At 62.7% G+C, this 24,667-nt stretch carries 21 protein-coding genes; all 21 read left to right on the forward strand.

The window, feature by feature from the left end:
* Nucleotides 1-520 (forward strand): energy transducer TonB family protein (locus tag AC07X6_RS13910; protein WP_494791353.1); only part of this gene is annotated, 520 nt, incomplete at its 5' end.
* A gap of 37 nt (nt 521-557) precedes the next feature.
* On the forward strand, nt 558-2,291 hold the full coding sequence (locus AC07X6_RS13915; protein WP_494791354.1) for a putative porin: 1,734 nt from the start codon (nt 558-560) through the stop codon (nt 2,289-2,291).
* A 9-nt stretch (nt 2,292-2,300) separates the two neighbouring features.
* On the forward strand, nt 2,301-2,996 hold the full coding sequence (locus tag AC07X6_RS13920; protein WP_494791355.1) for a hypothetical protein: 696 nt from the start codon (nt 2,301-2,303) through the stop codon (nt 2,994-2,996).
* Between the two features lie 29 nt (nt 2,997-3,025).
* Nucleotides 3,026-3,514 (forward strand): YbjN domain-containing protein, encoded by a 489-nt coding sequence (locus tag AC07X6_RS13925; protein WP_494791356.1) that lies wholly within the window; start codon nt 3,026-3,028, stop codon nt 3,512-3,514.
* A 209-nt stretch (nt 3,515-3,723) separates the two neighbouring features.
* The gene (locus tag AC07X6_RS13930) at nt 3,724-6,828 is read left to right on the forward strand and encodes a DEAD/DEAH box helicase (RefSeq protein ID WP_230542033.1); all 3,105 of its coding nucleotides are present in this window, start codon (nt 3,724-3,726) and stop codon (nt 6,826-6,828) included.
* A gap of 51 nt (nt 6,829-6,879) precedes the next feature.
* Nucleotides 6,880-8,007, forward strand: coding sequence for a PAS domain-containing sensor histidine kinase (locus AC07X6_RS13935; RefSeq protein WP_494791357.1), 1,128 nt, complete (start codon nt 6,880-6,882; stop codon nt 8,005-8,007).
* 137 nt (nt 8,008-8,144) lie between these two features.
* Nucleotides 8,145-8,825, forward strand: a complete 681-nt coding sequence (locus AC07X6_RS13940) for a response regulator transcription factor (RefSeq protein ID WP_034753797.1) — start codon at nt 8,145-8,147, stop codon at nt 8,823-8,825.
* 155 nt (nt 8,826-8,980) lie between these two features.
* Nucleotides 8,981-9,688 carry a transposase gene (locus AC07X6_RS13945; protein WP_494791358.1) on the forward strand — a complete coding sequence of 236 codons (708 nt, stop codon included), beginning with the start codon at nt 8,981-8,983 and terminating at the stop codon, nt 9,686-9,688.
* A gap of 194 nt (nt 9,689-9,882) precedes the next feature.
* A complete protein-coding gene (locus tag AC07X6_RS13950) occupies nt 9,883-14,583 on the forward strand; it encodes a glutamate synthase-related protein (protein ID WP_494791359.1) in 4,701 nt (1,566 codons plus the stop codon).
* A gap of 79 nt (nt 14,584-14,662) precedes the next feature.
* Nucleotides 14,663-16,126, forward strand: a complete 1,464-nt coding sequence (locus AC07X6_RS13955) for a glutamate synthase subunit beta (RefSeq protein ID WP_278317324.1) — start codon at nt 14,663-14,665, stop codon at nt 16,124-16,126.
* A gap of 259 nt (nt 16,127-16,385) precedes the next feature.
* Nucleotides 16,386-17,195, forward strand: a complete 810-nt coding sequence (locus tag AC07X6_RS13960) for an ABC transporter ATP-binding protein (RefSeq protein ID WP_230542028.1) — start codon at nt 16,386-16,388, stop codon at nt 17,193-17,195.
* Nucleotides 17,192-17,974 (forward strand): lipid asymmetry maintenance ABC transporter permease subunit MlaE, encoded by a 783-nt coding sequence (gene mlaE, locus AC07X6_RS13965; RefSeq protein WP_152255879.1) that lies wholly within the window; start codon nt 17,192-17,194, stop codon nt 17,972-17,974. Before AC07X6_RS13960 ends, mlaE begins: the two co-directional genes overlap by 4 nt.
* A gap of 79 nt (nt 17,975-18,053) precedes the next feature.
* The gene (gene mlaD / locus AC07X6_RS13970; protein ID WP_070219660.1) at nt 18,054-18,524 is read left to right on the forward strand and encodes an outer membrane lipid asymmetry maintenance protein MlaD; all 471 of its coding nucleotides are present in this window, start codon (nt 18,054-18,056) and stop codon (nt 18,522-18,524) included.
* On the forward strand, nt 18,521-19,402 hold the full coding sequence (locus tag AC07X6_RS13975) for an MlaA family lipoprotein (RefSeq protein ID WP_230542026.1): 882 nt from the start codon (nt 18,521-18,523) through the stop codon (nt 19,400-19,402). Before mlaD ends, AC07X6_RS13975 begins: the two co-directional genes overlap by 4 nt.
* Before the next feature lie 72 nt (nt 19,403-19,474).
* Nucleotides 19,475-20,110, forward strand: coding sequence for an MlaC/ttg2D family ABC transporter substrate-binding protein (locus tag AC07X6_RS13980; RefSeq protein ID WP_230542025.1), 636 nt, complete (start codon nt 19,475-19,477; stop codon nt 20,108-20,110).
* A gap of 52 nt (nt 20,111-20,162) precedes the next feature.
* Entirely contained in the window at nt 20,163-20,510 is a 348-nt protein-coding gene (locus tag AC07X6_RS13985; protein WP_230542024.1) for an STAS domain-containing protein, read from the forward strand.
* A gap of 210 nt (nt 20,511-20,720) precedes the next feature.
* The gene (locus AC07X6_RS13990) at nt 20,721-21,638 is read left to right on the forward strand and encodes an ABC transporter ATP-binding protein (RefSeq protein ID WP_494791360.1); all 918 of its coding nucleotides are present in this window, start codon (nt 20,721-20,723) and stop codon (nt 21,636-21,638) included.
* Nucleotides 21,635-22,396 carry an ABC transporter permease gene (locus AC07X6_RS13995; RefSeq protein WP_076569463.1) on the forward strand — a complete coding sequence of 254 codons (762 nt, stop codon included), beginning with the start codon at nt 21,635-21,637 and terminating at the stop codon, nt 22,394-22,396. The genes AC07X6_RS13990 and AC07X6_RS13995 overlap by 4 nt, the downstream gene beginning before the upstream one ends.
* A 58-nt stretch (nt 22,397-22,454) precedes the next feature.
* The gene (locus AC07X6_RS14000) at nt 22,455-22,691 is read left to right on the forward strand and encodes a BolA family protein (protein WP_034753824.1); all 237 of its coding nucleotides are present in this window, start codon (nt 22,455-22,457) and stop codon (nt 22,689-22,691) included.
* Between the two features lie 4 nt (nt 22,692-22,695).
* Nucleotides 22,696-23,946, forward strand: coding sequence for a UDP-N-acetylglucosamine 1-carboxyvinyltransferase (gene murA / locus AC07X6_RS14005; protein WP_070257789.1), 1,251 nt, complete (start codon nt 22,696-22,698; stop codon nt 23,944-23,946).
* Nucleotides 23,947-23,958: 12 nt separating this feature from the next.
* Entirely contained in the window at nt 23,959-24,639 is a 681-nt protein-coding gene (hisG, locus tag AC07X6_RS14010) for an ATP phosphoribosyltransferase (RefSeq protein WP_035823105.1), read from the forward strand.
* The last annotated feature ends 28 nt before the right edge of the window (nt 24,640-24,667 follow it).

The raw sequence follows: 24,667 nt of genomic DNA on the forward strand, positions 1-24,667 counted from the left end.
GCCCCCGCCTCCGCCGGAACCGGAAAAGCTGCCGGAACCGACGCCCGACAAGGTGGTGCCGGAAGTGTCGGAACCGGAACCGACGCCGGCCGACAAGCCCATGGATGATGCGCCGGAAAGCCCGTCGCCGGACAAGGGCGACCCCGTCACCATCGACGGCGCGGCGCAGGCTGGCAGCGATGCGTTCGGCATCCAGGCCGGGCGCGGCGGCGGCATGACGGGCGGCGGCGGTGGCGGCGGTCTCGGTGCGGGATCGTATGGCCGCTATGTGGCCAACGCCCTGCAGATGGCCTTTGCCCGCGACCCGCGCACGCGCCAGCTGGCGTTTGCCGACATCCGCGTCGACCTGTGGCTCGATGCGGAAGGCAAGACGACGAAGGTGCAGCTGGTGCAGGGCACGGGCAATGCGCAGACGGATGAGCAAGTGCTGGCCATGGTGCGCGATTTCCGCGCCGATGAGCGGCCGCCCGCGTCCCTGCGTTTCCCGGCCCGCGTATCCATTAAAGGCCGCCGGCCATAGCGTCCTTAATTCATATTAATTTTTACCGAAAGAAGCGATGAACCTCATATTTTCTTCCCCACAGCGCCTGCGCCGCCTTCCGCTGGCGCTGGCCGCTTTCGCCCTGAGCGTGGCGGCAGGCGCGGTACAGGCGCAAGCGCCGGCCGACAGCACCATGGTCAAGCTGATTCGCGGCCTGATCCAGAGCGGCGCCCTGAACAAGGATGCCGGCGAAGCCTTGCTGGCGCAGGCGCAGAGCGAAGCGCTGGCCGCGGCGCAAGCCCGTCCGGCCGCCGCGCCGGCCGCCCTGGCGCAGGTGCAGCCTGGCGACGTGCGCGTGCCGTATATTTCGCAAACCGTGCGCGAGCAGATCCGCGACGAAATCAAGGGACAAGTGCTGGCCGAGGCCAAGGCGGGCGGCTGGGCGGCGCCGAATGAAACGCCGGCCTGGACCAAGCGCATCCGCCTGGAAGGCGACGTGCGCGCGCGCTACGAATCGCGCTACTACGACATGGCCAACAGCAATATCGAGATCGACTGGCGCTCGCTCAACAGCGGCAGCGGCTACGACGTCAATTCCAACACCAATTTGGCCCTGCCGGCGCTGCTCAACACGCGCGAAGACCGCAAGCACTTGCTGCGCGCGCGCGCCCGTCTGGGCATCCTGGCCGACATTTCCGACAGCACGCAAGCGGGCATCCGCCTGGCCAGCGGCAACGACGATAGCCCGGTCTCGACCACGCAAACCCTGGGCGGCGGCCTGGGCAAGAAAAACATCTGGCTGGACCAGGCCTGGCTGTCCTACCAGCCCGCTTCCTGGCTGAAACTGACGGCGGGCCGCTTCGATAACCCGTTTGTTTCCAGCGATGAACTGTTTTCCAGCGAACTCAATTTCGACGGCATCGCCGCCAAGGTGCAGCAGCCCGTCGGCGCGAGCAAGGACGTCACCGTATTCGGTACCCTGGGCCTGATTCCGCTCGAGTATTCGTCCGACAACGCGCCTAGCCGCAGCCAGGCAAAAATGTCCAGCGAAAACAAATGGCTGCTCGGTGCACAAGTGGGCGCGTCGTGGAAGATCAATAGTGACCATCAATTGCGCGGCGCCGTGGCCTACTACAACTTCCGCAACATCAACGGCGAATATTCGCAGCCGTGCGCGCTGTACGCGGGCGCCGATGGCTGCAGCACGGACTGGTCGCGTCCGTCGAGCATGCAAAAGGGCAATAGCTTGATGTTGCTGCGCAATATCGCCCTGAATCCGCTGGACCCGGCGAACACGCCGCAGCCGCAATTCGTGGGCCTGGCGTCGAAATTCCGCCTGGCCAACCTGAATGCGCGCTGGGATAGCAAGGTGGCCGGCGGCACGGACTTGCGCATCGAAGGCGATTATGTGCGCAACATGGCCTACGACAAGAATGAAATGTGGGCGCGCGCCAAGGGCGGCATCATGAACAACTTCGGCGGCACGGGCGGCGTCTCGCAAGCCGATTTCAGGAGCGGCGGCAACGCCTACATGCTGCAGGCGACCCTGGGCAAGGCGAATACGCAAGCGCGCGGCGACTGGAACGTGCTGCTTGGCTACAAGCGCATCGAACCGGATGCCTTGCCTGACGCCTACAACGATTCCACCTTCCACCTGGGCGGCACGAATGCGCGCGGCTACTACCTCGGTGGCGCGTATGCGCTCGACAAGAATACCTGGCTCAATGGCCGCTGGACGTCGAGCCGCGAAGTGTTCGGTTCGGCACTGTCGATCGACACCCTGCAAATCGAATTGAACGCGCGTTTTTAAGGAGCCATGATGTTGATATCCAACAAAATGCGCTTGCCGCTACTGCTGCTGAGCTTGCTGGCCGCCAGCACCGCCCAGGCGCAGGGACAGAAGGGGCAAAGCATGGAAGAGCGCTTGCGCGCCGAGTTGCGCAATGTCACGGCGCAGCTGCAGCAGACGCGCGGCGAGCTGGAATTGCTCAAAGCCAAGGGCGCGCCGGTCGCCACGGCCGCACCAGTCGCCGCGCCCGCCAGCGATGGCTTGAAGAAGGAACTGGCGCGCAGCCAGTCGCAACTGGCGCAGGAACGCGCGCAGCGGGAAAAACTGGCAGCCGAGCAACAGCGCGGCGCCGCCGCAGCGCAAGAGGCCAGCGCCAGTCTGGCGCAGTACCGCCAGGCCGGCGAACAGCTGGCCGCCACGGGCAAGCAGCTGGCAGCGGAGCGTGCGCGCCTGGACGGCGAAGTGGCGGCGCAGCGCGGCGCCCTGGCGCGCTGCGAGAGCAAGAATGCCCAGCTGTATGCGGCCGGGCAGGAAATCCTGCAAGCGTATGAAGGCCTCGACGTGCTGGACGTCATGAAGGCGCGCCAGCCGTTCGCCGCGCAAAGCAGGGTGAAACTCGAACAGATTGCCCAGCAGTACGGCGACCAGCTGTACCAGGGCCGCTTTGATGCGCGTCAAACCGACGCGGCAGCAACGCCGGCCGCCCCCGCGCCGGCCCCCCAATAATTTTACTTTTTGAAATGAATGGAATGACGATGGAAAACACGAACAGCTTGCTGACCACCCTGAATGCGGAACAAACGGCCGAGGCCATCAAGGCGGCCGGCTGCGCCGTCACCAGCATCGAGCACGACGGCGTCGTGCGCCTGCATAGCGCCAGCCATGGCATCGGCTTTCAGGTGCTGTGGGGTAACGAAGCTGCGCCGGGCCAGTACGCCGACCTGACCCTGAGCTGCCCGCTGCGCGTGCAGGGCGGCGACTTGCCGGCCGGCTTGCTGGCCGAATGGCACCGCAGCAAGCGCTTCGCCCGCGTGGCCCAGCATGGCGATTTCGTCGTGCTGGAAATGGATGTGCTGGTCGCCGGCGGCGTCAGCCGCGAGTACCTGAATATCAATCTGCAATTGTGGACGCAGATGATGGGCCAGTTTTTCTTGTTCTTGCGCAACTTTACCCCGGCCGATACGCGCACCGCACCGGTAGTCGAGGCCGCCAGCGTGGCCGAAGAAGAAACTGTGCCGGCCTGATAATCCCTCCACAGGCGGCGAAAAAAGGCCCATGACGGGCCTTTTTTGCCGTCAGCGAACCCCAAGTGTCGTATTAAATACTTATTTTTTAGGCATCGCGCATTAAAACTGCTCAAAGAGCGTGTGTGAATCAAGCCAGCAACGGCTGTATGGCGGATAATATTGCCTGTTGCCGATTTGGATACGACCTTTACACAAAAATGCGCCCCATGGATTTTACCCGCGACGAAACCAGTGAAACCCCAGTTGCCCCGGCCAGCGCGCCGGGAGCGCCTTTGCCGTACGCCGTCGCCACCTGGCTGCAGCGGGTGGAGGCTGCCGCCCATCCGAAGGCCGTGCTGACGATTGCCGAGCCCGATCCCAAACTCAACCAGCATCGCCTGATCTACGTGCTGGCGCCCACCAGCGGCGGCCGCCACGTGGCCCTGTGCCTGTACAAGGCGCGGCTGCGGCCGAATGGCGACGTGGCGGCGGCGTCTCCCATCAGCGAAATCTTTTCCCTGCTGTCGGCGCCGCCCACGTTTTTGACGCCGGCCGACGAAGACCTCGTGCGTTTCTTCGTGGCCATGCGCAGCGGACAGAATTCGCAGACGGGCAGCGCCACGGAGCCGAAGGGCAAGGTGGGCGCGGCCCTGCTGAAAATGCTGGCAGAGCAGGATAAATTGCTGTGGGCCAATTCCTGGGCCGACGTCGGCAATGGTCTCGTGTATCCATTGAAGGAAGGTCCCGTGCGTCCCGCCCGCCTGTTCTGGCGCGACGAGGGCAAGACCATGCGCCTGGGCTGGCAGGTGGACCCGCCGGAAGGCGCGAAGCACCATGGCGCCGACCAGATCGACTACATGCTGCCCACCGATCCGCCGTGGTATATCGACAATCTGTCGTGCGGCGTGCTGGAACTGAACCAGGGCGGCTCCGACATTTCCCTGGCCGACTTGCAGGCCCTGGTGGCGCAGGCGCCGCCGTTGAACGCGAACGACAAGGTGCGCGTGTCGCAGCTGCTGCTGGCGCAAGGCTTGCAGCATTTGATGCCGCTGCCGCAGCCGTTGCCGCAGCGCTTGCGCAAGGATGTGCCGGCGCAACCGGTCTTGCTGCTCGATAGCGCCATGCTGGCCGATGGCAGTGCGCAGCGCTGGAGCGACTTCGCCGTGCTGTCCTACGATTACGATGGCGAAAGGGTCTCGTTCGACCCGTCGCAGCGCGTGGTGCGGCAAGTGGGCGAGGTGACGGAAATTATCCAGAGAAACACGGTCGACGAAGCGCGCGCGCTGGCGACATTGGCCGAGCTGCAATTCAAGAAGCCCGGTTCCGCCCCCCTGAGCGGGCTGAAAGGCGCCTTGCTGCTGCCTTCCCAGGCGGAATGGCTGCGTTTTGCCGAGTCCGGCATCGATACCTTGCTGGCGCAGGGCTGGATCGTGGAAAAGACGGCCAAGTACCGCTACGACGTGAGCGACGTGGGCGACTGGTACGCGGAAATCGACGACCAGGACCCGGACAGCGGCAACGCCTGGTTCGAACTGGAACTGGGCATCGTCGTCAACCACGAGCGCGTGCCGCTGCTGCCCGTGCTGGTGCAGCTGATCCGCAACGCGCCCAACGATTTCAACCCGAAAGTCATCGAAGCGCATGCCGACGATGACCAGATGCTGGCGACCTTGCCGGACGGCACGCGCGTGGCCCTGCCGTGGGGCCGCGTGCGCCCGATTTTGAACACCCTGGGCGAACTGTATTTCGGCGACAAGATCAGGCATGCCGTGCGCATGTCGACGCTGGACGCGGCGCGCCTGGAAGAGCTGGCGCGGGGCCTGGAGATGCAGTGGACGGGCGGCGAGCAGCTGCGCGCCATGGGCCGCAAGCTGAGCCAGTTCGGTTCCGTGCAAAAAGTGGCGGCGCCGGCGGGCTTGCAGGCCACCCTGCGCGATTACCAGGCCGATGGCCTGGCGTGGATGCAATTCCTGCGCGACCATGACTTGGCGGGCATCCTGGCCGATGACATGGGCTTAGGTAAGACCGTGCAGACGCTGGCGCATATCCTCGTGGAAAAGGAAGCGGGCCGCCTCACGCATCCGGCCCTCGTTATCGCACCGACTAGCTTGATGGGCAACTGGCAGGACGAGGCGGCCAAGTTCGCGCCCAGCCTGAAGGTGTTGCTGCTGCAAGGCAAGGACCGCGCCCAGCAATTCGACCAGATCGATCAATGCGACCTGGTGCTGACCACGTACGCGCTGTTGCCGCGCGACGAGGAAACCTTGCGCGAGCATGATTTCCACCTGGTCATCCTCGACGAATCGCACTACATCAAGAATACGCGCAGCAAGGCGGCGCAAAGCGCGGGCCTGCTGCGCGCGCGCCACCGCCTGTGCCTGTCCGGCACGCCGCTGGAAAATCATCTGGGCGAACTGTGGTCGCAATTCCACTTCCTGCTGCCGGGCTTGCTGGGCGACGAGAAGACCTTCAATACCCAGTTCCGCCATCCGATCGAGCGCCAGGACGATCCGCTGCGCCGCATGCTGCTGAACCGCCGCATCAAGCCGTTCCTGCTGCGCCGCACGAAGGACAATGTCGCCAAGGAATTGCCGCCGAAGACGGAAATGGTGCGCAAGGTGGAGCTCACGGGACCGCAGCGCGACCTGTATGAAACCGTGCGTCTTGCGATGGATCAAAAAGTACGCGAAGAAATCGACAAGAAGGGCGTGGCGCGCAGCCAGATCGTCATCCTCGAAGCGCTGCTGAAACTGCGGCAAGTGTGCTGCGATCCGCGCCTCGTGAAATCCCTGCCGGCGAAGAAGCAGTCGGCCGGTTCGGCCAAGCTGCTCGACCTGATGCAGATGGTGGAAGACTTGCTCGACGAAGGGCGCAAGATCCTTGTCTTCTCGCAATTTACCAGCATGCTGGAGCTGATCGAGGAAGAGCTGGAATCGCGCGACATTCCCTACGCCTTGCTGACGGGCGAAACGAAGGACCGGGGCGCGCAAGTGGCGGCCTTCCAGCAGGGCGCCGTGCCGATCTTCCTGATCAGCCTGAAAGCGGGCGGCGTGGGCTTGAACCTGACGGCGGCCGACACGGTCATTCACTACGACCCGTGGTGGAATCCGGCGGCGGAAAACCAGGCCACGGACCGCGCCTGGCGCATCGGCCAGGACAAGCCCGTGTTCGTCTACAAATTGATCGCGAAGGGCACCCTGGAAGAAAAAATCCAGTTGCTGCAGCAAAAGAAATCGGAGCTGGCGCAATCGATCCTGGCCGAAGGCGAATCGCAGAAGATGGCCCTCACGCAGGAAGACTTGCAGCAGATTTTTGCTCCACTGGAAGATTAACGCAGCAGCACGCTTATACTTGGCGCATTCCATTCACGCCAGGTATAAAGCATGCTGCCCATTTTCCTCCTGCTGCTTGCCGGCGCCATCCTCATGGCGCTGCGTTTCGTCCAGTTGCGCCGCGCCCTGCTGCGCGCGCGCGCGGGCGAACAGCAGTTCCGCCTGCTGCTTGAACACGGCCGCGATGCCGCCTTTCTGCTCGACGCCGCTACCCTCGAATTACTCTACATCAGCCCCGCCGCGCAGCGCATGACCGGTTACGACCTGCCTGCCCTGCGCGCACACGCGGCGCAGCTGGCGGCGGATGTGCCGGCACGGCTGCAGCGCTGGCGCGATGGCGATACGAGCCGTTTGACCCTGCTGCGCGAAGCGGAATTGGCGCATGCCGACGGGCACCTGCTGGCGCTGGAAATCAGCTCAACCATCGTGCCTGCCGCGCAAGGGCGCGGCGTCACCGTGGCGGGCACGGTGCGCGACGTCAGCGCCGCCCAGGCCCAGGAAGCCGAGCGGGAAAAGGAGCAGAAGCGCTTTGCCTCGATGCTGTCGCATGAATTCCGCTCGCCGCTGGCCACCATCGACGGCGCCATCCAGCGCCTCGTCTCGACCTCCAGTGACGCCGACGAGGCCACGCGCAAGCGCTATGTGAAGATCCAGACGGCCGTCGACCGTTTGTTGGCCATGGTCGACGACTATCTGTCACCTGAACGCATGGCGGCCATCGGCCGCGAGCGGGCCGCCGACGGCATCGCGCCGCTGGCCTTGCTGCAGCAGGCAGCCGCCGGCGTGCCCGCCAGCCACCGCGTGCGGCTGGAACTCGACGAAGACTTGCCGGCCCGGCTGCGCTGCGACGTGCCCGGCATGGCCCTGTGCCTGAAAATCCTGCTGGACAACGCCGTCAAGTTCAGCCCGGCCGGCAGCAGCATCACCGTGGCGGGGCGGCGGGCCAGCGGCGGCGGCGTGGAGCTGTGCGTGCGCGACCAGGGTCCCGGCGTGCCGGAGGCGGAACTGGCGCATATCTTCGAAAAAAGTTTCCGTGGAACCCATGCCACGCATGCGGGCGCGGGCCTGGGACTGTACATGGCGCGCGCCGTCGTGGACGTGCATGGCGGGAGTTTGCAGGGGCATAATCTGCCCGAAGGCGGGGCAGTTTTCCGGATTTGGCTGCCGCTTCCTGTCTAGACAAGGAAAAGCCTTGCTTCCGCTGAAGTCAACCGTGATAATTCCTTGACGTAAACCTATCAGCCCGTCCATCATGGTGCAGAAGTGAATGGCATGGTTTGCCCACGGTTTGCTTACTAACAAAGAATGGCGTAGCAATGACGAAAATATTGATCGTCGAAGACAATCTGGACTACGCCGAAGACATGGCGGAATTCCTCGTTGAGCTCGAGCACGAAGTCCATATCACCAGCTCCGCTGGCGGCATGTGGACTGCATTGAGCCATGGTAATGTCGGCGTGGTGGTGCTGGACCTGGGCTTGCCCGATGAAGACGGCTTCAACGTCATTCCCCGCATGCGCCAGCTGTATCCGCAAATCGGCGTGCTGGTGCTGACGGGGCGTGTCGCCTTCGACAGCCGCATCCTCGGCTTGCGCCTGGGTGCCGACCACTATCTGACCAAGCCGATCAAGTTCCCCGAACTGGCCGCCCACATCGAGGCGCTCGACCGCCGCGTGGGGCCGCAAGACCCCGTGCCCGAGCCAGGCAAGTGGACTTTGAAAGTAAGCGCTCGCCAACTCGAGCTGATGGGCGCCGTGATCGCCCTGACGGAAAAGGAATTCAACTTCCTGCACTTGCTGACCATCAACACCCGTCCCGTGCCGCGCGACGTCATCGTGGCAGGCATGGGTGGCGAAGACCCCGATGCGGGCCGCCGCGTCGACATGCTCGTGTACCGGCTGCGCAAGAAAGCCAAGACGGGCCTGGGCCAGGACTTGCCGCTGCGCAGCGCGTATGGCGAGGGCTACAGCCTGTCGGCCAGTTTCAATCTGTCCTGATCGCGCATATTGCGCCGCCCGCGAGCGGGCGGCAGCATAAAAGGGACAGAGTCAACCGCTTTTTCCCGTATTTCAAATAAAACAGGGTCAGAGTCGCGTCTGCACTCCGGAGTGTGTAAAATCAAGGCCTTAGCCTTCATTTTACGACTTTTCCCATGGCCCGTTTGCCCCGCCTCATCATTCCCGCACTGCCCCATTACGTGATCCAGCGCGGCAGCAACCGCCAGCCCGTGTTCCAGGACGCGGCGGACTACGGGCAATTCCTGTCCTGGCTGAAAACGGGCGCGAAAATGTTCAAGGTGGCCATCCACGCCTATGTTTTATTGCCAGATCAATTACATTTATTGGCGACGCCAGCCGATGCGACGGGCCTGGGGCAGCTGATGCAGTGGCTGGGGCGCTATTACGTGCCGTATTTCAACCAGAAATACGGCCGCGAAGGGGCGTTGTGGCAGGGACGCTACAAAACCTCCGTCATCGATCCCGACAATTTCTTCCTTACTTGCTGCCGCTACCTGGAATGCGTGCCCGTGCAGACGGGCCTGGCGGGCCAGGCGCTCGATTACAGCTGGTCCAGCTATGCCCACCATGCGGGCGTGCGGCCCGATGCCGTGATCACCGACCATGCCTTGTACTGGGCGCTGGGCAATACGCCGTTCGACCGCGAGGCGGCCTATCTGCGCCTGTTCGAGCAAGGCCTGGGCAGCAGCCAGGTGAAAACCGTGGAACAGGCCGTGTTGAAGGGCTGGCCGCTGGGTTCCGACGCTTTCAAGCAGGCGCTGGAGCAGAAAATGCAGCGGCAAGTGCTGCCGGCCAAGCGGGGCCGTCCCCGCAAAATCGTCGCCGAGCCGGACGCCAATTGAAAAGCATTCGCATTTAAAACAAAAAATGGTTTCTTTCTGACGTTTTATTGAAATGGCTTCGACTATGTCCCTATTAAATTTTTAGAGCGACGGAATCGAATTTAATTCGACTCCGACCCTAATTATTCTAGTTGAGTTTTTTGTTGCGTTGCACTACTCTAGTTTTTCGATAGTCATATGCAGCGGAGAAGCCCATGAAAGCGCAAGGCCTGTACGACCCAGCCAATGAACACGATGCCTGCGGCGTCGGTTTCGTCGCCCATATCAAGGGCAACAAGACCCATTCGATCGTCGAGCAGGGTTTGCTGATTCTGAAAAACCTCGATCACCGGGGCGCCGTGGGCGCCGATGCGCTGATGGGCGATGGCGCCGGCATCCTGATCCAGATTCCCGACCAGTACTACCGCGAAGAAATGGCCAAGCAGGGCGTGGAATTGCCGCCGCCTGGCGAATACGGCGTGGGCATGGTCTTCCTGCCGAAGGAACACGCCTCGCGCATCGCTTGCGAACAGGAAATCGAACGGGCCGTGCGCATCGAGGGCCAGGTCGTGCTGGGCTGGCGCAACGTGCCCATCGATACGGACATGCCGATGTCGCCCACCGTGCGCGCCAAGGAACCCGTCATCCGCCAGATCTTCATCGGCCGCGGCCCGGACATCATGGTCACCGACGCGCTCGAGCGCAAACTGTATGTGATCCGCAAATCGTCGGGCCACGCCATCCAGGCCTTGAAACTGCTGCACGGCAAGGAATTCTTCGTGCCGTCGATGTCGGCCCGCACGATTGTCTATAAAGGCTTGCTGCTGGCCGACCAGGTGGGCGTGTACTACAAGGACTTGCAGGACGCGCGCTGCATCTCGGCCCTGGCCCTGGTGCACCAGCGTTTCTCGACGAATACTTTCCCGGAATGGCCGCTGGCCCACCCCTACCGTTTGATCGCGCACAATGGCGAGATCAACACGGTGAAAGGCAACTTCAACTGGATGCGCGCGCGCGAAGGCGTGATGAAGTCGGCCGTGCTGGGCGACGACCTGCAGAAACTGTTCCCGCTGATCTATGAAGGCCAGTCCGACACGGCATGCTTCGACAATGCGCTGGAGCTGCTGCTGATGGCCGGCTACCCGATCGCCCAGGCGATGATGATGATGATTCCGGAAGCGTGGGAAAACCACACGACGATGGATGACAACCGCCGCGCCTTCTATGAATACCACGCGGCCATGATGGAACCGTGGGACGGCCCCGCCGCCATGGCATTCACGGATGGCCGCCACATTGGCGGCACCCTGGACCGCAACGGTTTGCGTCCGGCCCGCTACATCGTCACGGACGACGACCTGGTGGTGATGGCGTCGGAATCGGGCGTATTGCCGATTCCCGAGTCGAAAATCATCCAGAAATGGCGCTTGCAGCCCGGTAAAATGTTCCTGATCGACCTGGAAGCGGGCCGCATCATCGACGACCAGGAACTGAAAAACACCTACGCCAACGCCAAGCCCTATAAAGCGTGGATCAACTCGGTGCGCATCAAGCTCGACGAGATCAAGCTGGCCGAAGGACAAGCGAAACAGGACCGCGCCCAGGGCGAAAAAGCCCAGCCGTCGCTGCTGGACCGCCAGCAGGCGTTCGGCTATACGCAGGAAGACTTGAAATTCCTCATGGCGCCGATGGCCGTGGCCGGCGAAGAGGCGACGGGTTCGATGGGCAATGACTCGCCGCTGGCCGTCATGTCGAACAAGCTCAAGCCGCTGTATAACTACTTCAAGCAATTGTTCGCGCAAGTGACGAACCCGCCGATCGATCCGATCCGCGAAGCGATGGTGATGTCGCTCGTGTCCTTCATCGGCCCGAAACCGAACTTGCTCGATACCAATAACGTCAACCCGCCGATGCGCCTGGAAGTGGCGCAGCCCGTGCTGGGCTTTGACGACATGGCGCGTCTGCGCAACATCAGCGCCCACACGGGCGGCAAGTTCAAGTCGTACGAACTGGACATCTGCTACCCGCTGGCCTGGGGCAAGGAAGGCGTGGAAGCGTGCCTGGCCTCGCTGTGCGCGGAAGCCGTCGACGCCGTGAAATCCGGCCACAACATTTTGATCGTCTCGGACCGCGCCATTTGCGCCGACCAGGTGGCGATCCCCGCGCTGCTGGCCACCTCCACCGTGCACCAGCACCTGGTGAGCAAGGGTTTGCGCGCCTCCACCGGCCTCGTCGTGGAAACGGGTTCGGCCCGCGAAACGCACCACTTCGCCTTGCTGGCCGGCTATGGCGCGGAAGCCGTCCACCCGTACCTGGCCATGGAAACCCTGGCCGAGATGGCGCACGGTTTGCCCGGCGACTTGTCGGCGGACAAAGCCATCTACAATTACACCAAGGCAGTGGGCAAAGGCTTGATGAAAGTCATGTCGAAGATGGGCATTTCCACGTATATGTCCTACTGCGGCGCGCAAATCTTCGAAGCCATCGGCTTGAACAAGTCGCTGGTGGACAAGTACTTCAAGGGCACGGCATCGAACGTGGAAGGCATCGGCGTGTTTGAAGTGGCGGAAGAAGCGCTGCGCCTGCACGCGCTGGCTTTCGGCAACGATCCCGTGCTGGCTGACAAGCTCGACGCGGGCGGCGAATACGCATTCCGCGTGCGCGGCGAAGACCATATGTGGACGCCGGACGCGATTGCCAAGCTGCAGCACTCCACGCGCAGCAACAATTTCTCCAGCTATAAGGAGTATGCGCAAATCATCAACGACCAGAGCCGTCGCCACCTGACCCTGCGCGGTCTGTTCGAGTTCAAGCTCGACCCGATCAAGGCCATCCCGCTCGACGAAGTGGAACCGGCCAAGGAAATCGTCAAGCGTTTCGCCACGGGCGCCATGTCGCTCGGCTCCATCAGCACGGAAGCGCACGCCACGCTGGCCGTGGCCATGAACCGCATCGGCGGCAAGTCGAACACGGGCGAGGGCGGCGAAGATCCGAACCGCTACACGCAGGAATTGAAGGGTATCCCGATCCGCCAGGGCGACACCATGGCGTCGGTGGTGGGCGCCGAGCAGATCGTCGTCGACATTCCGCTGCAGGAAGGCGATTCCATGCGCTCGCGCATCAAGCAGGTGGCGTCGGGACGTTTCGGCGTCACGGCCGCCTACCTGAACTCGGCCGACCAGATCCAGATCAAGATGGCGCAGGGCGCCAAACCGGGCGAGGGCGGCCAGTTGCCGGGCCATAAGGTGTCCGAATACATCGCCAGCCTGCGCTTTTCCGTGCCGGGCGTGGGCCTGATTTCGCCGCCGCCGCACCACGACATTTATTCCATCGAAGACCTGGCGCAGCTGATCCATGACTTGAAGAACGCCAATCCGCGCGCGTCGATTTCCGTGAAGCTGGTGTCGGAAGTGGGCATCGGCACGGTCGCCGCCGGCGTCACCAAGGCCAAGGCCGACCACGTGGTCGTCGCCGGCCATGACGGCGGCACGGGCGCTTCGCCATTGTCGTCCGTAAAACATGCGGGCACGCCGTGGGAGTTGGGCCTTGCTGAAACGCAACAAACCCTGGTCTTGAACGGCTTGCGCAGCCGCATCCGCGTGCAGGCCGACGGCCAGATGAAGACGGGCCGCGACGTGGTCATCGCCGCCTTGCTGGGCGCCGACGAGATCGGTTTCGCCACGGCGCCGCTGGTGGTCGAGGGCTGCATCATGATGCGCAAATGCCACTTGAACACGTGCCCTGTGGGCGTGGCCACGCAAGATCCGGTCCTGCGTGCCAAGTTCTCTGGCAAACCCGAGTATGTCGTCAATTACTTCTTCTTCGTGGCCGAAGAAGCCCGTCAATTGATGGCGCAGCTGGGCATCCGCACGTATGACGAACTGATCGGCCGCGTGGACTTGCTCGACAAATCGAAGGCGATTGCGCACTGGAAGGCGCAGGGGCTGGACTTCTCGTCCATCTTCTACAAGCCGGAAACCCCGGATGGCCAGGCTTGCCGCCACGTGGAATTCCAGGACCATGCGCTGGAAAAGGCGCTCGACCACAAGCTGATCGCGCAAGCGCGCGCGGCGCTGGAAAAGGGCGAACGCGTCTCCTTCATCTCGCCCGTGCGCAACCTGAACCGCACAGTGGGCACCATGCTGTCCGGCGAAGTGGCGAAGAAATACGGCCACGCCGGCTTGCCGGACGACACCATCCACATCCAGCTGCAAGGCACGGCGGGCCAGTCGGCCTGCGCCTTCCTGGCGCACGGCATTACGATCGACCTGGTGGGCGAGGGCAACGATTACGTGGGTAAAGGATTGTCGGGCGGGCGCATCATCGTGCGGCCGAATACGGAATTCCGTGGCTGGGCCGTGGACAACATCATCATCGGCAACACGGTGCTGTACGGCGCCATTGCCGGCGAAGCCTTCTTCAACGGCGTGGCCGGCGAACGCTTTGCCGTGCGCAACTCGGGCGCCACCACGGTGGTCGAGGGCCTGGGCGACCATGGCTGCGAATACATGACGGGCGGCACGGTGGTGGTGCTGGGCAACACGGGACGCAACTTCGCGGCCGGCATGTCGGGCGGCATCGCCTATGTGTATGACCCGGCGGGCGACTTTGCCAGCAAGTGCAACACGGCCATGGTCAGCCTGGACAAGGTCGTGTCGGCGGCGGAACAGCATCTGGACCGCGATGCCTGGCATACGCAGCACCGCGATGGCGTGCCGGAAGCGGACGAAGTCATCCTCAAGCGCCTGATCGAGCGTCACTTCAAGCACACGGGCAGCACCCGCGCCCGCGTCCTGCTCGACGACTGGGCCGCGGCGCGCGGCAAGTTCGTGAAAGTCTTCCCGAACGAATACAAGCGCGCACTGATCGAAATGGCGGCTGACGCCGCCATGGAAGTGCAAGCCGTCGCCGCCTGAGCCAGCTAAGCTCATTGCCAAATGAATGACCAGGGAGCGGCCTAGCCGCTCCCCGCCAGCCAAATACAAAGGAAACATCGTGGGTAAAATTACCGGCTTCATGGAATTCAAGCGCCAGGACGAACACTATCTGGAGCCTGCCGCGCGTCTGAAGAACTACAAGGAATTCGTGCTGCACCTGTCGGACGCGCAAGCGACCGTGCAGGGTGCGCGCTGCATGGATTGCGGCATCCCCTTCTGCACCACGGGTTGTCCCGTGAATAACATCATTCCCGACTGGAATGACCTGGTGTACCGCGGCGCCTACCGCGAAGCGCTCGACATCTTGCATTCGACGAATAACTTCCCGGAGTTTACGGGCCGCATCTGCCCGGCGCCGTGCGAGTCGGCCTGCACCCTGGGCATCCATGAAGATCCGGTCGGCATCAAGTCCATCGAACATAAAATCATCGACATGGGCTGGGAGCACGGCTGGGTCACGCCGCAGCCGGCGGGTTTTAGCACCGGCAAGAAAGTCGCCATCGTCGGTTCCGGCCCTGCCGGCCTGGCGGCGGCGCAGCAGCTGGCGCGCGCCGGCCATGCCGTCACCGTGTTCGAGAAGAGCGACCGGGTCGGTGGTTTGTTGCGTTATGGCATCCCCGACTTCAAGATGGAAAAGTCGCACATCGACCTGCGCGTAAAACAGATGGAAGCCGAAGGCGTGGTCTTCCGCACCAGCGTGCTGGTCGGCAAGGATTTCCCTGCGCATGTAAACAACTGGGCCAAGGAAACCATTTTCCCGGAAGACCTGGAAAAAGAATTCGACGCCGTCATCATGGCCGGCGGCGCCGAGCAGCCGCGCGACTTGCCCGTGCCGGGCCGCGAGCTGAAAGGCGTGCATTTCGCCATGGATTTCCTGCCGCTGCAAAACAAGGTCAACGCGGGCGACAAGCTCAAGGACCAGATCAAGGCCACGGGCAAGCATGTGGTGGTGATCGGCGGCGGCGACACGGGTTCCGACTGCGTCGGCACCTCGAACCGCCATGGCGCCGCCTCCGTGGCCCAGTTCGAACTGATGCCGCAGCCGCCGGAACAGGAAAACAAGCCGCTGGTCTGGCCGTACTGGCCGACCAAGCTGCGCACCTCGTCCTCGCACGAGGAAGGCTGCGAGCGCGACTGGGCCGTGGCCACCAAGCGTTTCGAAGGCAAGGGCGGCAAGGTGGAAAAGCTGATCGCCTGCCGCGTCGAGTGGAAAGACGGCAAGATGAGCGAAGTGCCGAACTCGGAATTCGAGATGAAGGCCGACCTGGTCTTCCTGGCCATGGGTTTTGTTTCCCCCGTGCAACAAGTGCTGGAAGCGTTTGGCGTCGATACGGATGCGCGCGGCAATGTCAAGGCGACAACAGATGGCGCCGGCTGCTACCAGACCTCGGTGCCGAAAGTCTTTGCGGCCGGCGACATGCGCCGTGGCCAGTCGCTGGTGGTGTGGGCCATCCGCGAAGGGCGCCAGTGCGCGCGTGCCGTCGATGAGTTCCTGATGGGGGCATCGCTGCTGCCGCGCTAAAAAACGAGCAATTGTTCGTTTTTTGACAGGGCCACGGCGCGGAGCGCGCCGTGGCCTTTCTTATTTTTACTTGTCAAGTCGACAGCCGTGAGTGCCATCGGATGGGTGCGCGATGCGCAGGTCAAATTTCCACTACAATATCTGACTTTCGATTCATTAGTGTTGTATTCTTCCCCTTTACGGGGCTGTCCCAAGGGGTGTCTCAGCAGAGGTTGGCGTTTCTGCACTACAATACGCCATTAAAATAGTGAGCTTCGTCGTGCCAAATCTTGTTGAGATCCGTGATTTACACTTTGCCTATGGAGAACGTTCGATTTTATCGGGCCTTCAAATGGATTTCCCACGTGGAAAAGTTGTGGCCGTCATGGGTGGCTCCGGCAGTGGCAAGACGACCGTACTGCGCCTGATCGGCGGGCAGCTGCGTCCCAGTTCCGGTTCCGTGAATGTGGACGGCCAGATCGTGCATACGCTGGGCACCGACGAGCTGTATCAGTTGCGCCGCAAGATGGGCATGCTGTTCCAGCACGGCGCGCTGTTTACGGACTTGACGGCGTTCGAGAACGTGGCCTTCCCCCTGCGCGAACACACGGACTTGAATGAAGAGCTGATCCGCACCCTGGTGCTGATGAAGCTGCACGCCGTGGGACTGCGCAATGCGGCGCAATTGAAGCCGGCCGAGATCTCGGGCGGCATGGGCCGCCGCGTCGCGCTGGCGCGCGCCATCGCGCTCGACCCCGAACTGATCATGTACGACGAGCCGTTCGCCGGCCTGGACCCGATTTCCATGGGCGTGACGGCCAATTTGATCCGCAATCTGAACGATGCGCTGGGCTCCACGTCTATCCTGGTATCGCACGATGTGAAGGAGTGTTTCGCCATCGCTGATTACGTCTATTTTCTGTCATCGGGCAAGATCGTGGCGCACGGCACGCCGGCCGAGATGGCCGTGTCGACGCATCCGTACGTCAAGCAGTTCGTCAATGCCGAGGCCGATGGCCCCGTACCGTTCCATTATCCGGGCAAGTCGCTGGCCGACGACCTGGGTCTGCACGCGGGGGGCGGCCGATGATCGCGCGTTTCCTGGCGGCGATCGGAGCATGGTTGCGCAATGCGGTACAAGACCTCGGCTTTGCCGTGCGTTCGTTCTTTATCATCATCGCCTCGTCGGGCGGCCTGTGGCGCCGTCCGCGCCTGGTGATCGAGCAACTGTTTTTTATCGGTAACCGCTCGCTGGTGATTACCGCCGTCTCCGGCCTGTTTGTCGGCATGGTGCTGGGTTTGCAAGGTTATTACACCTTGACCACGTATGGCGCCGAGCAGTCGCTGGGCTTGCTGGTGGCGCTGTCGCTGACGCGCGAACTGGGCCCCGTCGTGACGGCGCTGCTGTTCGCCGGCCGCGCCGGCACCTCGCTGACGGCGGAAATCGGCCTGATGAAGGCGGGCGAGCAATTGTCGGCCATGGAAATGATGGCCGTGAACCCGATCCAGCGCGTGCTGGCGCCCCGTTTCTGGGCCGGCGTGATCGCCATGCCTATCCTGGGCGCCATCTTCACGGCCGTCGGCATCATCGGCAGCTACCTGGTCGGCGTGGTGCTGATCGGCGTCGATGAAGGCTCGTTCTGGTCGCAGATGCAAGGCGGCGTGGATGTCTGGAAAGAGGTCGGCAACGGCACCATCAAGAGCCTGGTGTTCGGCATCGCGGTGACCTTCATCGCGCTGTTCCAGGGTTACCAGGCGCAGCCGACGCCGGAAGACGTCTCCGGCGCCACCACGCGCACGGTGGTGATTTCGTCGTTGATGGTGTGGTGGCTCGATTTCATGATGACAGCGTTGATGTTTAGCAAGTAATTGCTCATCAGCGACAAACAGCGGGCCTGGGCAGGATATTGCGCAGGCGGCAACAAGTAAAAATTATTTAGGATTGTTTATGCAACGTAAATCTTTGGATGTCTGGGTCGGCTTGTTCGTCTTGCTCGGTGTAGCGGCATTGATGTTTCTGGCGCTCAAGGCCGGCAATATGAGCTCGCTGTCTTTCAGCAAGACGTATACCATTACGGCCAAGTTCGACAATATTGGCGGGCTCAAGCCGCAGGCGCCCGTCAAGGGCGCTGGCGTGGTGGTGGGGCGCGTGGCGGAGATCCGCTTTGACGACAAGACCTACCAGGCGCTGGTGAAACTCGACATCGAAGATGGCTACAAATTTCCGAAAGACAGCTCGGCCAAGATTCTGACGGCCGGTTTGCTGGGTGAGCAATATATCGGCCTGGAAGCAGGCGGCGATCTGGCGAACCTGGCAGAGGGCGACAAGATCGCCCGTACTCAATCGGCCACAGTGCTGGAAGACCTGATCAATCAGTTCATCTACAGCAAGGCAGCGGAAGGAAAGGACAGCAAATGAGCGAGTCGACCAAGCAATCCCAAGGCAGCCTGGCGCGTATCGGCCTGGCCCTGGCCATCGCCGCCAGCGTGAGCGCTTGCGCCACCGGCACCAATCCGCGCGACCCGCTCGAGGGTTACAACCGCGCGATGTTCAAGTTCAACGATACCGTCGACCAGGTGGCCCTGAAACCGGTCGCCACGGCCTACAAGACGGTCACGCCATCGTTCGTGCAAACGGGCGTGGGCAACTTCTTCGGCAACTTGTCCGACGTGTGGAGCGCCGTGAACAACTTGCTGCAAGGCAAGGGCGAAGCGGGCTTGCAGGACGTCGTGCGCGTCAGCATGAACTCGACCTTCGGCATCTTCGGCCTGATCGACATCGCCTCGCAGGCCGGCATTCCCAAGCACAGCGAAGACTTTGGCCAGACCCTGGGCTGGTATGGCGTGCAGCCTGGTCCGTACGTGATGCTGCCGCTGCTGGGCCCATCGACCGTGCGCGACACGGTAGCCCTGCCGCTCGATATCACGGGCGACCCATGGCGCTACAAGGATCCTGTCTCGGTGCGCAATATCGGCACGGTGACGCGCGTGGTCGACAAGCGCGCCGCGCTGCTCGACGCGACCAACTTGATGGAAGCGGCCGCGCTGGACCGTTATGAATTCATCCGCGACGGCTTCCTGCAAGCGCGCGAAAGCAAGGTCTTCGATGGCGATACGGACCGCCGCGACCGCAAAGTGCCAAAAAACGACACCAGCGATTACGAGCCGGAGTACGAAGCCAAACCGCAGCCTGCCAATGACGCGCCTGCGGCCACGGCCGCCGCCGAGGTGGCGCCAGCGGACCTCGTAACATCTGGTAGCAATACCGTTGCCTCCGAGGCCAGGCCTCAGGAGTAAACTCCGGTACAAGAACACCACGGCTGCGATCAACGCCAGCCGGTGCATAGCAACACCATGAAAGGTAGAACCATGAAATTGATGAAACAACTGCTGGCGATGGCGACCATCGCCTTTGCCACCGCGGCCCAGGCCGCACCCGCTGCCGAAGCGCCGGATGCCCTGGTCAAACGTATCAGCCAGGACGTGATCGACACGGCCAAGGCCGACAAGGCCATCCAGGCGGGCGATATCAAGCGCGTTACCGAATTGGTGGAAAGCAAGATCTTGCCGTACGTGGATTTCCAGCGCATGACCTCGCTGGCCGCCGGCCGCCACTGGCGCGACGCTACGCCCGACCAGCAAAAGCAGCTGGCCGCGGAATTCCGCACCTTGCTGATCTACACGTATTCGGGCGCCTTGTCGCAGATCAAGAACGAAACCGTGGAATTCAAGCCGCTGCGCGCCGACCCGGCCGACACGGAAGTGGAAGTGCGCTCGCAAGTGAATGTGGCGCGCGGCGAACCCGTGCCCCTGAACTACCGCGTGGCGAAAACCCCGTCCGGCTGGAAGATCTATGACATCAACGTGCTGGGCGCGTGGCTGGTGGAAACGTACAAAAGCAGCTTCGCCAGCGAGATCAGCAAGGGCGGCATTGATGGCCTGATCAAGACCTTGCAGGCAAAAAACAAGGCCCTGGCCAGCCGTCCCGCCGCCAAAGCCAAATAATCGGCTATCATATAGCTCCTGACCCAGCTCCAGACCAGCGCAGCCCGACGCCATGCCCGACTCTCTCGACACCTTGCAGTCCCTGACTTCCCTGACCGTGCACAATGCCACTTCGGCCTTGGAGCAGGGTCTGGACGCCATCCGCTCGGGTCAGACGAAGTTCGACTTGCGCAACGTCAAGGCCGTCGATTCGGCCGCCGTTTCCGTCATGCTGACGTGGCAGCGCGCCGCGCAGGAAGCGGGCGGCGTGCTGGAGCTGAAAAACCTGCCGAACAACCTGAAAAACCTCACCAAGCTGTATGGCGTCTGCTCGCTCGTGTCGAGCACCCTGACGGCCGACGACTGCGCCAGCGCCGGCGGCCACGCCGAGCGCAGCCCGTCCGACCTGCATCATCATTGATCCTGTCCCACTCCCCGCATCAGCAGTAGCTTTCAAGCCGGCAGGCCAGCAGCGCCGCCGGATTGATCTCCAAGTGTTCCACGAAGTTTCCAACTATAATTGACTGTTGCGCCACCCTCCACGGAAGGGGCGCCCTGCGCCGGCCTGCCAGCCTGGCTTTCCCCGGCAGCCGGCGCATCACACCAGACGCATTACACTTGAAACAAGCACATGACCGCAATTCAAATCACGAATGTAGAAAAGAGCTATAAATCGCTCAAGGCGCTGGGCGGCGTGTCGCTGGCCATCGAGGAAGGCGAGTTTTTCGGCCTGCTCGGCCCGAATGGCGCCGGCAAGACCACCCTCATTTCCATCATCGCCGGCCTGATACGCCCCGACGCGGGCACCGTCAAGATCCATGGCCACGACGTGGTCACGGACTTCCGCAACGCGCGCCGCAACCTGGGCGTGGTGCCGCAGGAGCTGGTGTTCGACCCGTTCTTCACTGTGCGCGAAACCCTGCGCCTGCAGTCCGGCTATTTCGGCCTGCCGAACAACGACAAGTGGATCGACGAGGTCATGGAAAACCTCGACCTGACCGGCAAGGCCGACACCAATATGCGCGCGCTGTCCGGCGGCATGAAGCGCCGCGTGCTGGTGGCCCAGGCGCTGGTGCACAAGCCGCCCGTCATCGTGCTCGATGAGCCGACGGCCGGCGTCGACGTGGAACTGCGCCAGACCCTGTGGAAGTTCATCTCGCGCCTGAACCGCGAAGGCGGCCACACGGTGGTGCTGACCACGCACTACCTGGAAGAGGCGCAAGCCATGTGCCAGCGCGTGGCCATGCTGAAGACGGGCAAGGTGGTGGCGCTCGACACCATGTCGGCCCTGATCCGCCGCATCGCCGGCTCGCAGCTGCAGCTGCACCTGAAACACGGCGCCTTGCCGGCCGACCTGCGGCACCTGGTGCTGCACCCGGAAGAACAGCAGGCGCCGAACAAATTCAGCCTGCGCGTCAACGAATACAGCGAAGTCGAGAAAATCCTCGCCCGCCTGCGCGAGGCGGGCGTCGACATCGATGAAATGCAATTGCAACAAGCCGACCTGGAAGATATCTTCTTGCAGATCATGGATAAAGGTACCGTATGATTTCGACAGGATTTCGCACCCTCGTCTACAAAGAGACGCTGCGCTTCTGGAAAGTGGCGACGCAAACCGTGGCCGCGCCCGTGCTCACGTCGATGCTGTACCTGCTGGTGTTCGGCCATGTGCTCGACGGCCGCGTCGAGCCCAGCCCCGGCGTCAGCTACACGGCCTTCCTGATTCCCGGCCTGGTGATGATGAGCGTGCTGCAAAACGCGTTTGCCAACTCCTCGTCCTCGCTGATCCAGTCGAAGATCACGGGCAACCTGGTGTTCGTGCTGCTCACGCCTTTGTCGCACTGGGAAATCTTTTCGGCGTATGTACTCGCTTCCGTCGCGCGCGGCCTGGCCGTGGGCTTTGGCGTGTTTGCCATCACCTGCTGGTTCGCCGACCTGTCGTTTGTCGCGCCCCTGTGGATCGTCATTTTCGCGTTTCTCGGCGCCGCCATGCTGGGCACCATGGGCCTGATCGCCGGCATCTGGGCCGAAAAATTCGACCAGCTGGCCGCCTTCCAGAATTTCCTGATCATGCCGGCCACCTTCTTGTCGGGCGTGTTCTATTCGATCCACTCGCTGCCCGCCTTCTGGCAGACGGTATCGCACCTGAACCCTTTCTTTTACATGATCGACGGCTTCCGCTACGGCTTCTTCGGCACGTCCGACGTCAGCCCATGGCTCAGCCTTTCCATCGTCGCCGGCTTCCTCGTGATCCTGGCGCTGGCATCGATCCGCCTGCTGAAAAGCGGCTACAGACTGCGACACTAATTGCGCCATTGATTGCGGCACATCACATCACTACATTATTCAATATCAAGGACTTATCGTGACCACCACTCCAGAACTGATCCACGGCTACCTGTCGGCCGGCCTCGAATGCACGCACCTCGAAGTGGAGGGCGATGGCCAGCACTTCCAGGCCGTGATCGTTTCGCCCGCGTTTGCCGGCAAGCGCCTGATCCAGCGTCACCAGATCGTCTACGCGGCGCTGGGCGACCGCATGCGCGAGGAAATCCACGCGCTGTCGATGAAAACCCTGACACCTGAAGAATTCCAAGGATAAGCACATGGACAAGCTCCTCATCAACGGCGGCAACCGCCTGAACGGCGACATCGCCATCTCCGGCGCGAAGAACGCCGCCCTGCCCATCCTGTGCGCGGGCCTGCTGACCGCGGGCGACCTGGACCTGACCAACGTGCCGCATTTGCACGACGTGGCCACCATGCTCAAATTGCTGGGCCAGACGGGCCTGAAAGTGCAGCAGGACGGCGACCGCGTGGTCTTGAATGGCAGCGCCATCGACACCCTGGAAGCGCCGTATGAACTGGTGAAGACCATGCGCGCCTCGATCCTCGTGCTGGGCCCCATGCTGGCGCGCTTCGGCGAAGCCAAGGTGTCCTTGCCGGGCGGCTGCGCCATCGGTTCGCGCCCCGTCGACCAGCACATCAAGGGCCTGGAAGCGCTGGGCGCCGAGATCCGCATCGAAGCGGGCTACATCTACGCCAAGTGCGCCAAGCTGAAAGGCGCGCGCATCGTCACCGACATGATCACCGTCACCGGCACCGAGAACCTCTTGATGGCCGCGACCCTGGCCGAAGGCGAGACCATCCTGGAAAACGCCGCCTGCGAACCGGAAGTGACCGACCTGGCGCACCTGCTGGTGGCCATGGGCGCGAAGATCGACGGCATCGGCACCAGCCGCCTGGTGATCCAGGGCGTCGACGCCCTGCACGGCGCCTCGCACGCGGTGATCGCCGACCGTATCGAAACGGGTACCTTCCTGTGCGCCGTGGCGGCCACCGGCGGCGACATCACCCTGCGCAACGTGCGCACCGATATTCTCGACGCGGCGCTCGACAAGCTGCGCGCCATGGGCCTGACGATGACCTTCGGCGCCGACTGGATCCGCGCCGAAATGTCGGCCCGTCCGAACCCCGTCAGCTTCCGCACCACGGAATACCCGGGCTTCCCGACCGACATGCAGGCGCAGTTCATGGCCGTGAATACGATCGCGAATGGCGCCAGCCGCGTCACCGAGACGATTTTCGAGAACCGCTTCATGCACGTGCAGGAAATGAACCGCCTGGGCGCCGATATCACCATCGAGGGCAACACGGCCATCATCGCCGGCGTCAAGCAGCTGCGCGGCGCGCCCGTGATGGCGACCGACCTGCGCGCCTCGGCGTCGCTGGTGATCGCGGCCCTGGCGGCCGACGGCGAAACGCTGATCGACCGCATCTATCACCTCGACCGCGGCTACGACCGCATGGAAGTCAAATTGTCGGCCGTCGGCGCGAACATCGTACGTATTAAATAACAAGGAACGAGCATGAACGGATCGAACAACGGCGACAGCTCCCAGCTGATCCTGGCGCTGTCAAAAGGCCGCATTTTTGAGGACACCATGCCGCTGCTGGAAGCGGCCGGCATCAAGGTGCTGGAAAACCCGGAGACCTCGCGCAAGCTGATTTTGGCCACCAACGATCCGAACGTGCGCGTCATCATCGTGCGCGCCAGCGACGTGCCGACCTATGTGCAGTACGGCGCGGCCGATTTCGGCGTGGCGGGCAAGGACGTGCTGCTGGAACACGGCGGCGAAGGCCTGTACCAGCCGATCGACCTGAATATCGCCTCCTGCCGCATGTCGGTGGCGGTGCAGGCCGGCTTCGACTACGAAAAGGCCGTGCACCAGGGCGCGCGCTTGCGCGTGGCCACCAAATTCGTGCACACGGCGCGCGAGCATTTCGCCGCCAAGGGCGTGCACGTCGACCTGATCAAGCTGTATGGCTCGATGGAGCTGGCGCCTTTGGTCGGCCTGTCCGACGCCATCGTCGACCTGGTCAGCACGGGCAGCACCTTGCGCGCGAACAACCTCGTCGAGGTCGAGCACATCATGGAAATTTCATCGCGCTTGGTGGTCAACCAGGCGGCATTAAAGCTCAAGCGCGAGCGCTTGCAGCCGATTATCGAGGCATTTGAGCGCGCTTCGCAAACTGCCTCGCAAGCCTAGACAACACATTCAGTAGCAGAAAGCCGAT

The sequence above is a fragment of the Janthinobacterium sp. GW460-12-1-14-LB5 genome, assembly GCF_059423585.1.

Excerpts from the sequence above, each read along its gene's own strand:
- AC07X6_RS13990 (WP_494791360.1), top strand. The coding sequence starts at position 20,721 with ATGACCGCAATTCAAATCACGAATGTAGAAAAGAGCTATAAATCGCTC.
- AC07X6_RS13920 (WP_494791355.1), top strand. The coding sequence starts at position 2,301 with ATGTTGATATCCAACAAAATGCGCTTGCCGCTACTGCTGCTGAGCTTG.
- AC07X6_RS13915 (WP_494791354.1), top strand. The coding sequence starts at position 558 with ATGAACCTCATATTTTCTTCCCCACAGCGCCTGCGCCGCCTTCCGCTG.
- AC07X6_RS13925 (WP_494791356.1), top strand. The coding sequence starts at position 3,026 with ATGGAAAACACGAACAGCTTGCTGACCACCCTGAATGCGGAACAAACG.
- hisG (WP_035823105.1), top strand. The coding sequence starts at position 23,959 with ATGAACGGATCGAACAACGGCGACAGCTCCCAGCTGATCCTGGCGCTG.
- AC07X6_RS13975 (WP_230542026.1), top strand. The coding sequence starts at position 18,521 with ATGAGCGAGTCGACCAAGCAATCCCAAGGCAGCCTGGCGCGTATCGGC.
- mlaE (WP_152255879.1), top strand. The coding sequence starts at position 17,192 with ATGATCGCGCGTTTCCTGGCGGCGATCGGAGCATGGTTGCGCAATGCG.
- AC07X6_RS13930 (WP_230542033.1), top strand. The coding sequence starts at position 3,724 with ATGGATTTTACCCGCGACGAAACCAGTGAAACCCCAGTTGCCCCGGCC.
- mlaD (WP_070219660.1), top strand. The coding sequence starts at position 18,054 with ATGCAACGTAAATCTTTGGATGTCTGGGTCGGCTTGTTCGTCTTGCTC.
- AC07X6_RS13985 (WP_230542024.1), top strand. The coding sequence starts at position 20,163 with ATGCCCGACTCTCTCGACACCTTGCAGTCCCTGACTTCCCTGACCGTG.
- AC07X6_RS13945 (WP_494791358.1), top strand. The coding sequence starts at position 8,981 with ATGGCCCGTTTGCCCCGCCTCATCATTCCCGCACTGCCCCATTACGTG.
- AC07X6_RS13940 (WP_034753797.1), top strand. The coding sequence starts at position 8,145 with ATGACGAAAATATTGATCGTCGAAGACAATCTGGACTACGCCGAAGAC.
- AC07X6_RS13950 (WP_494791359.1), top strand. The coding sequence starts at position 9,883 with ATGAAAGCGCAAGGCCTGTACGACCCAGCCAATGAACACGATGCCTGC.
- murA (WP_070257789.1), top strand. The coding sequence starts at position 22,696 with ATGGACAAGCTCCTCATCAACGGCGGCAACCGCCTGAACGGCGACATC.
- AC07X6_RS13935 (WP_494791357.1), top strand. The coding sequence starts at position 6,880 with ATGCTGCCCATTTTCCTCCTGCTGCTTGCCGGCGCCATCCTCATGGCG.
- AC07X6_RS13995 (WP_076569463.1), top strand. The coding sequence starts at position 21,635 with ATGATTTCGACAGGATTTCGCACCCTCGTCTACAAAGAGACGCTGCGC.
- AC07X6_RS13980 (WP_230542025.1), top strand. The coding sequence starts at position 19,475 with ATGAAATTGATGAAACAACTGCTGGCGATGGCGACCATCGCCTTTGCC.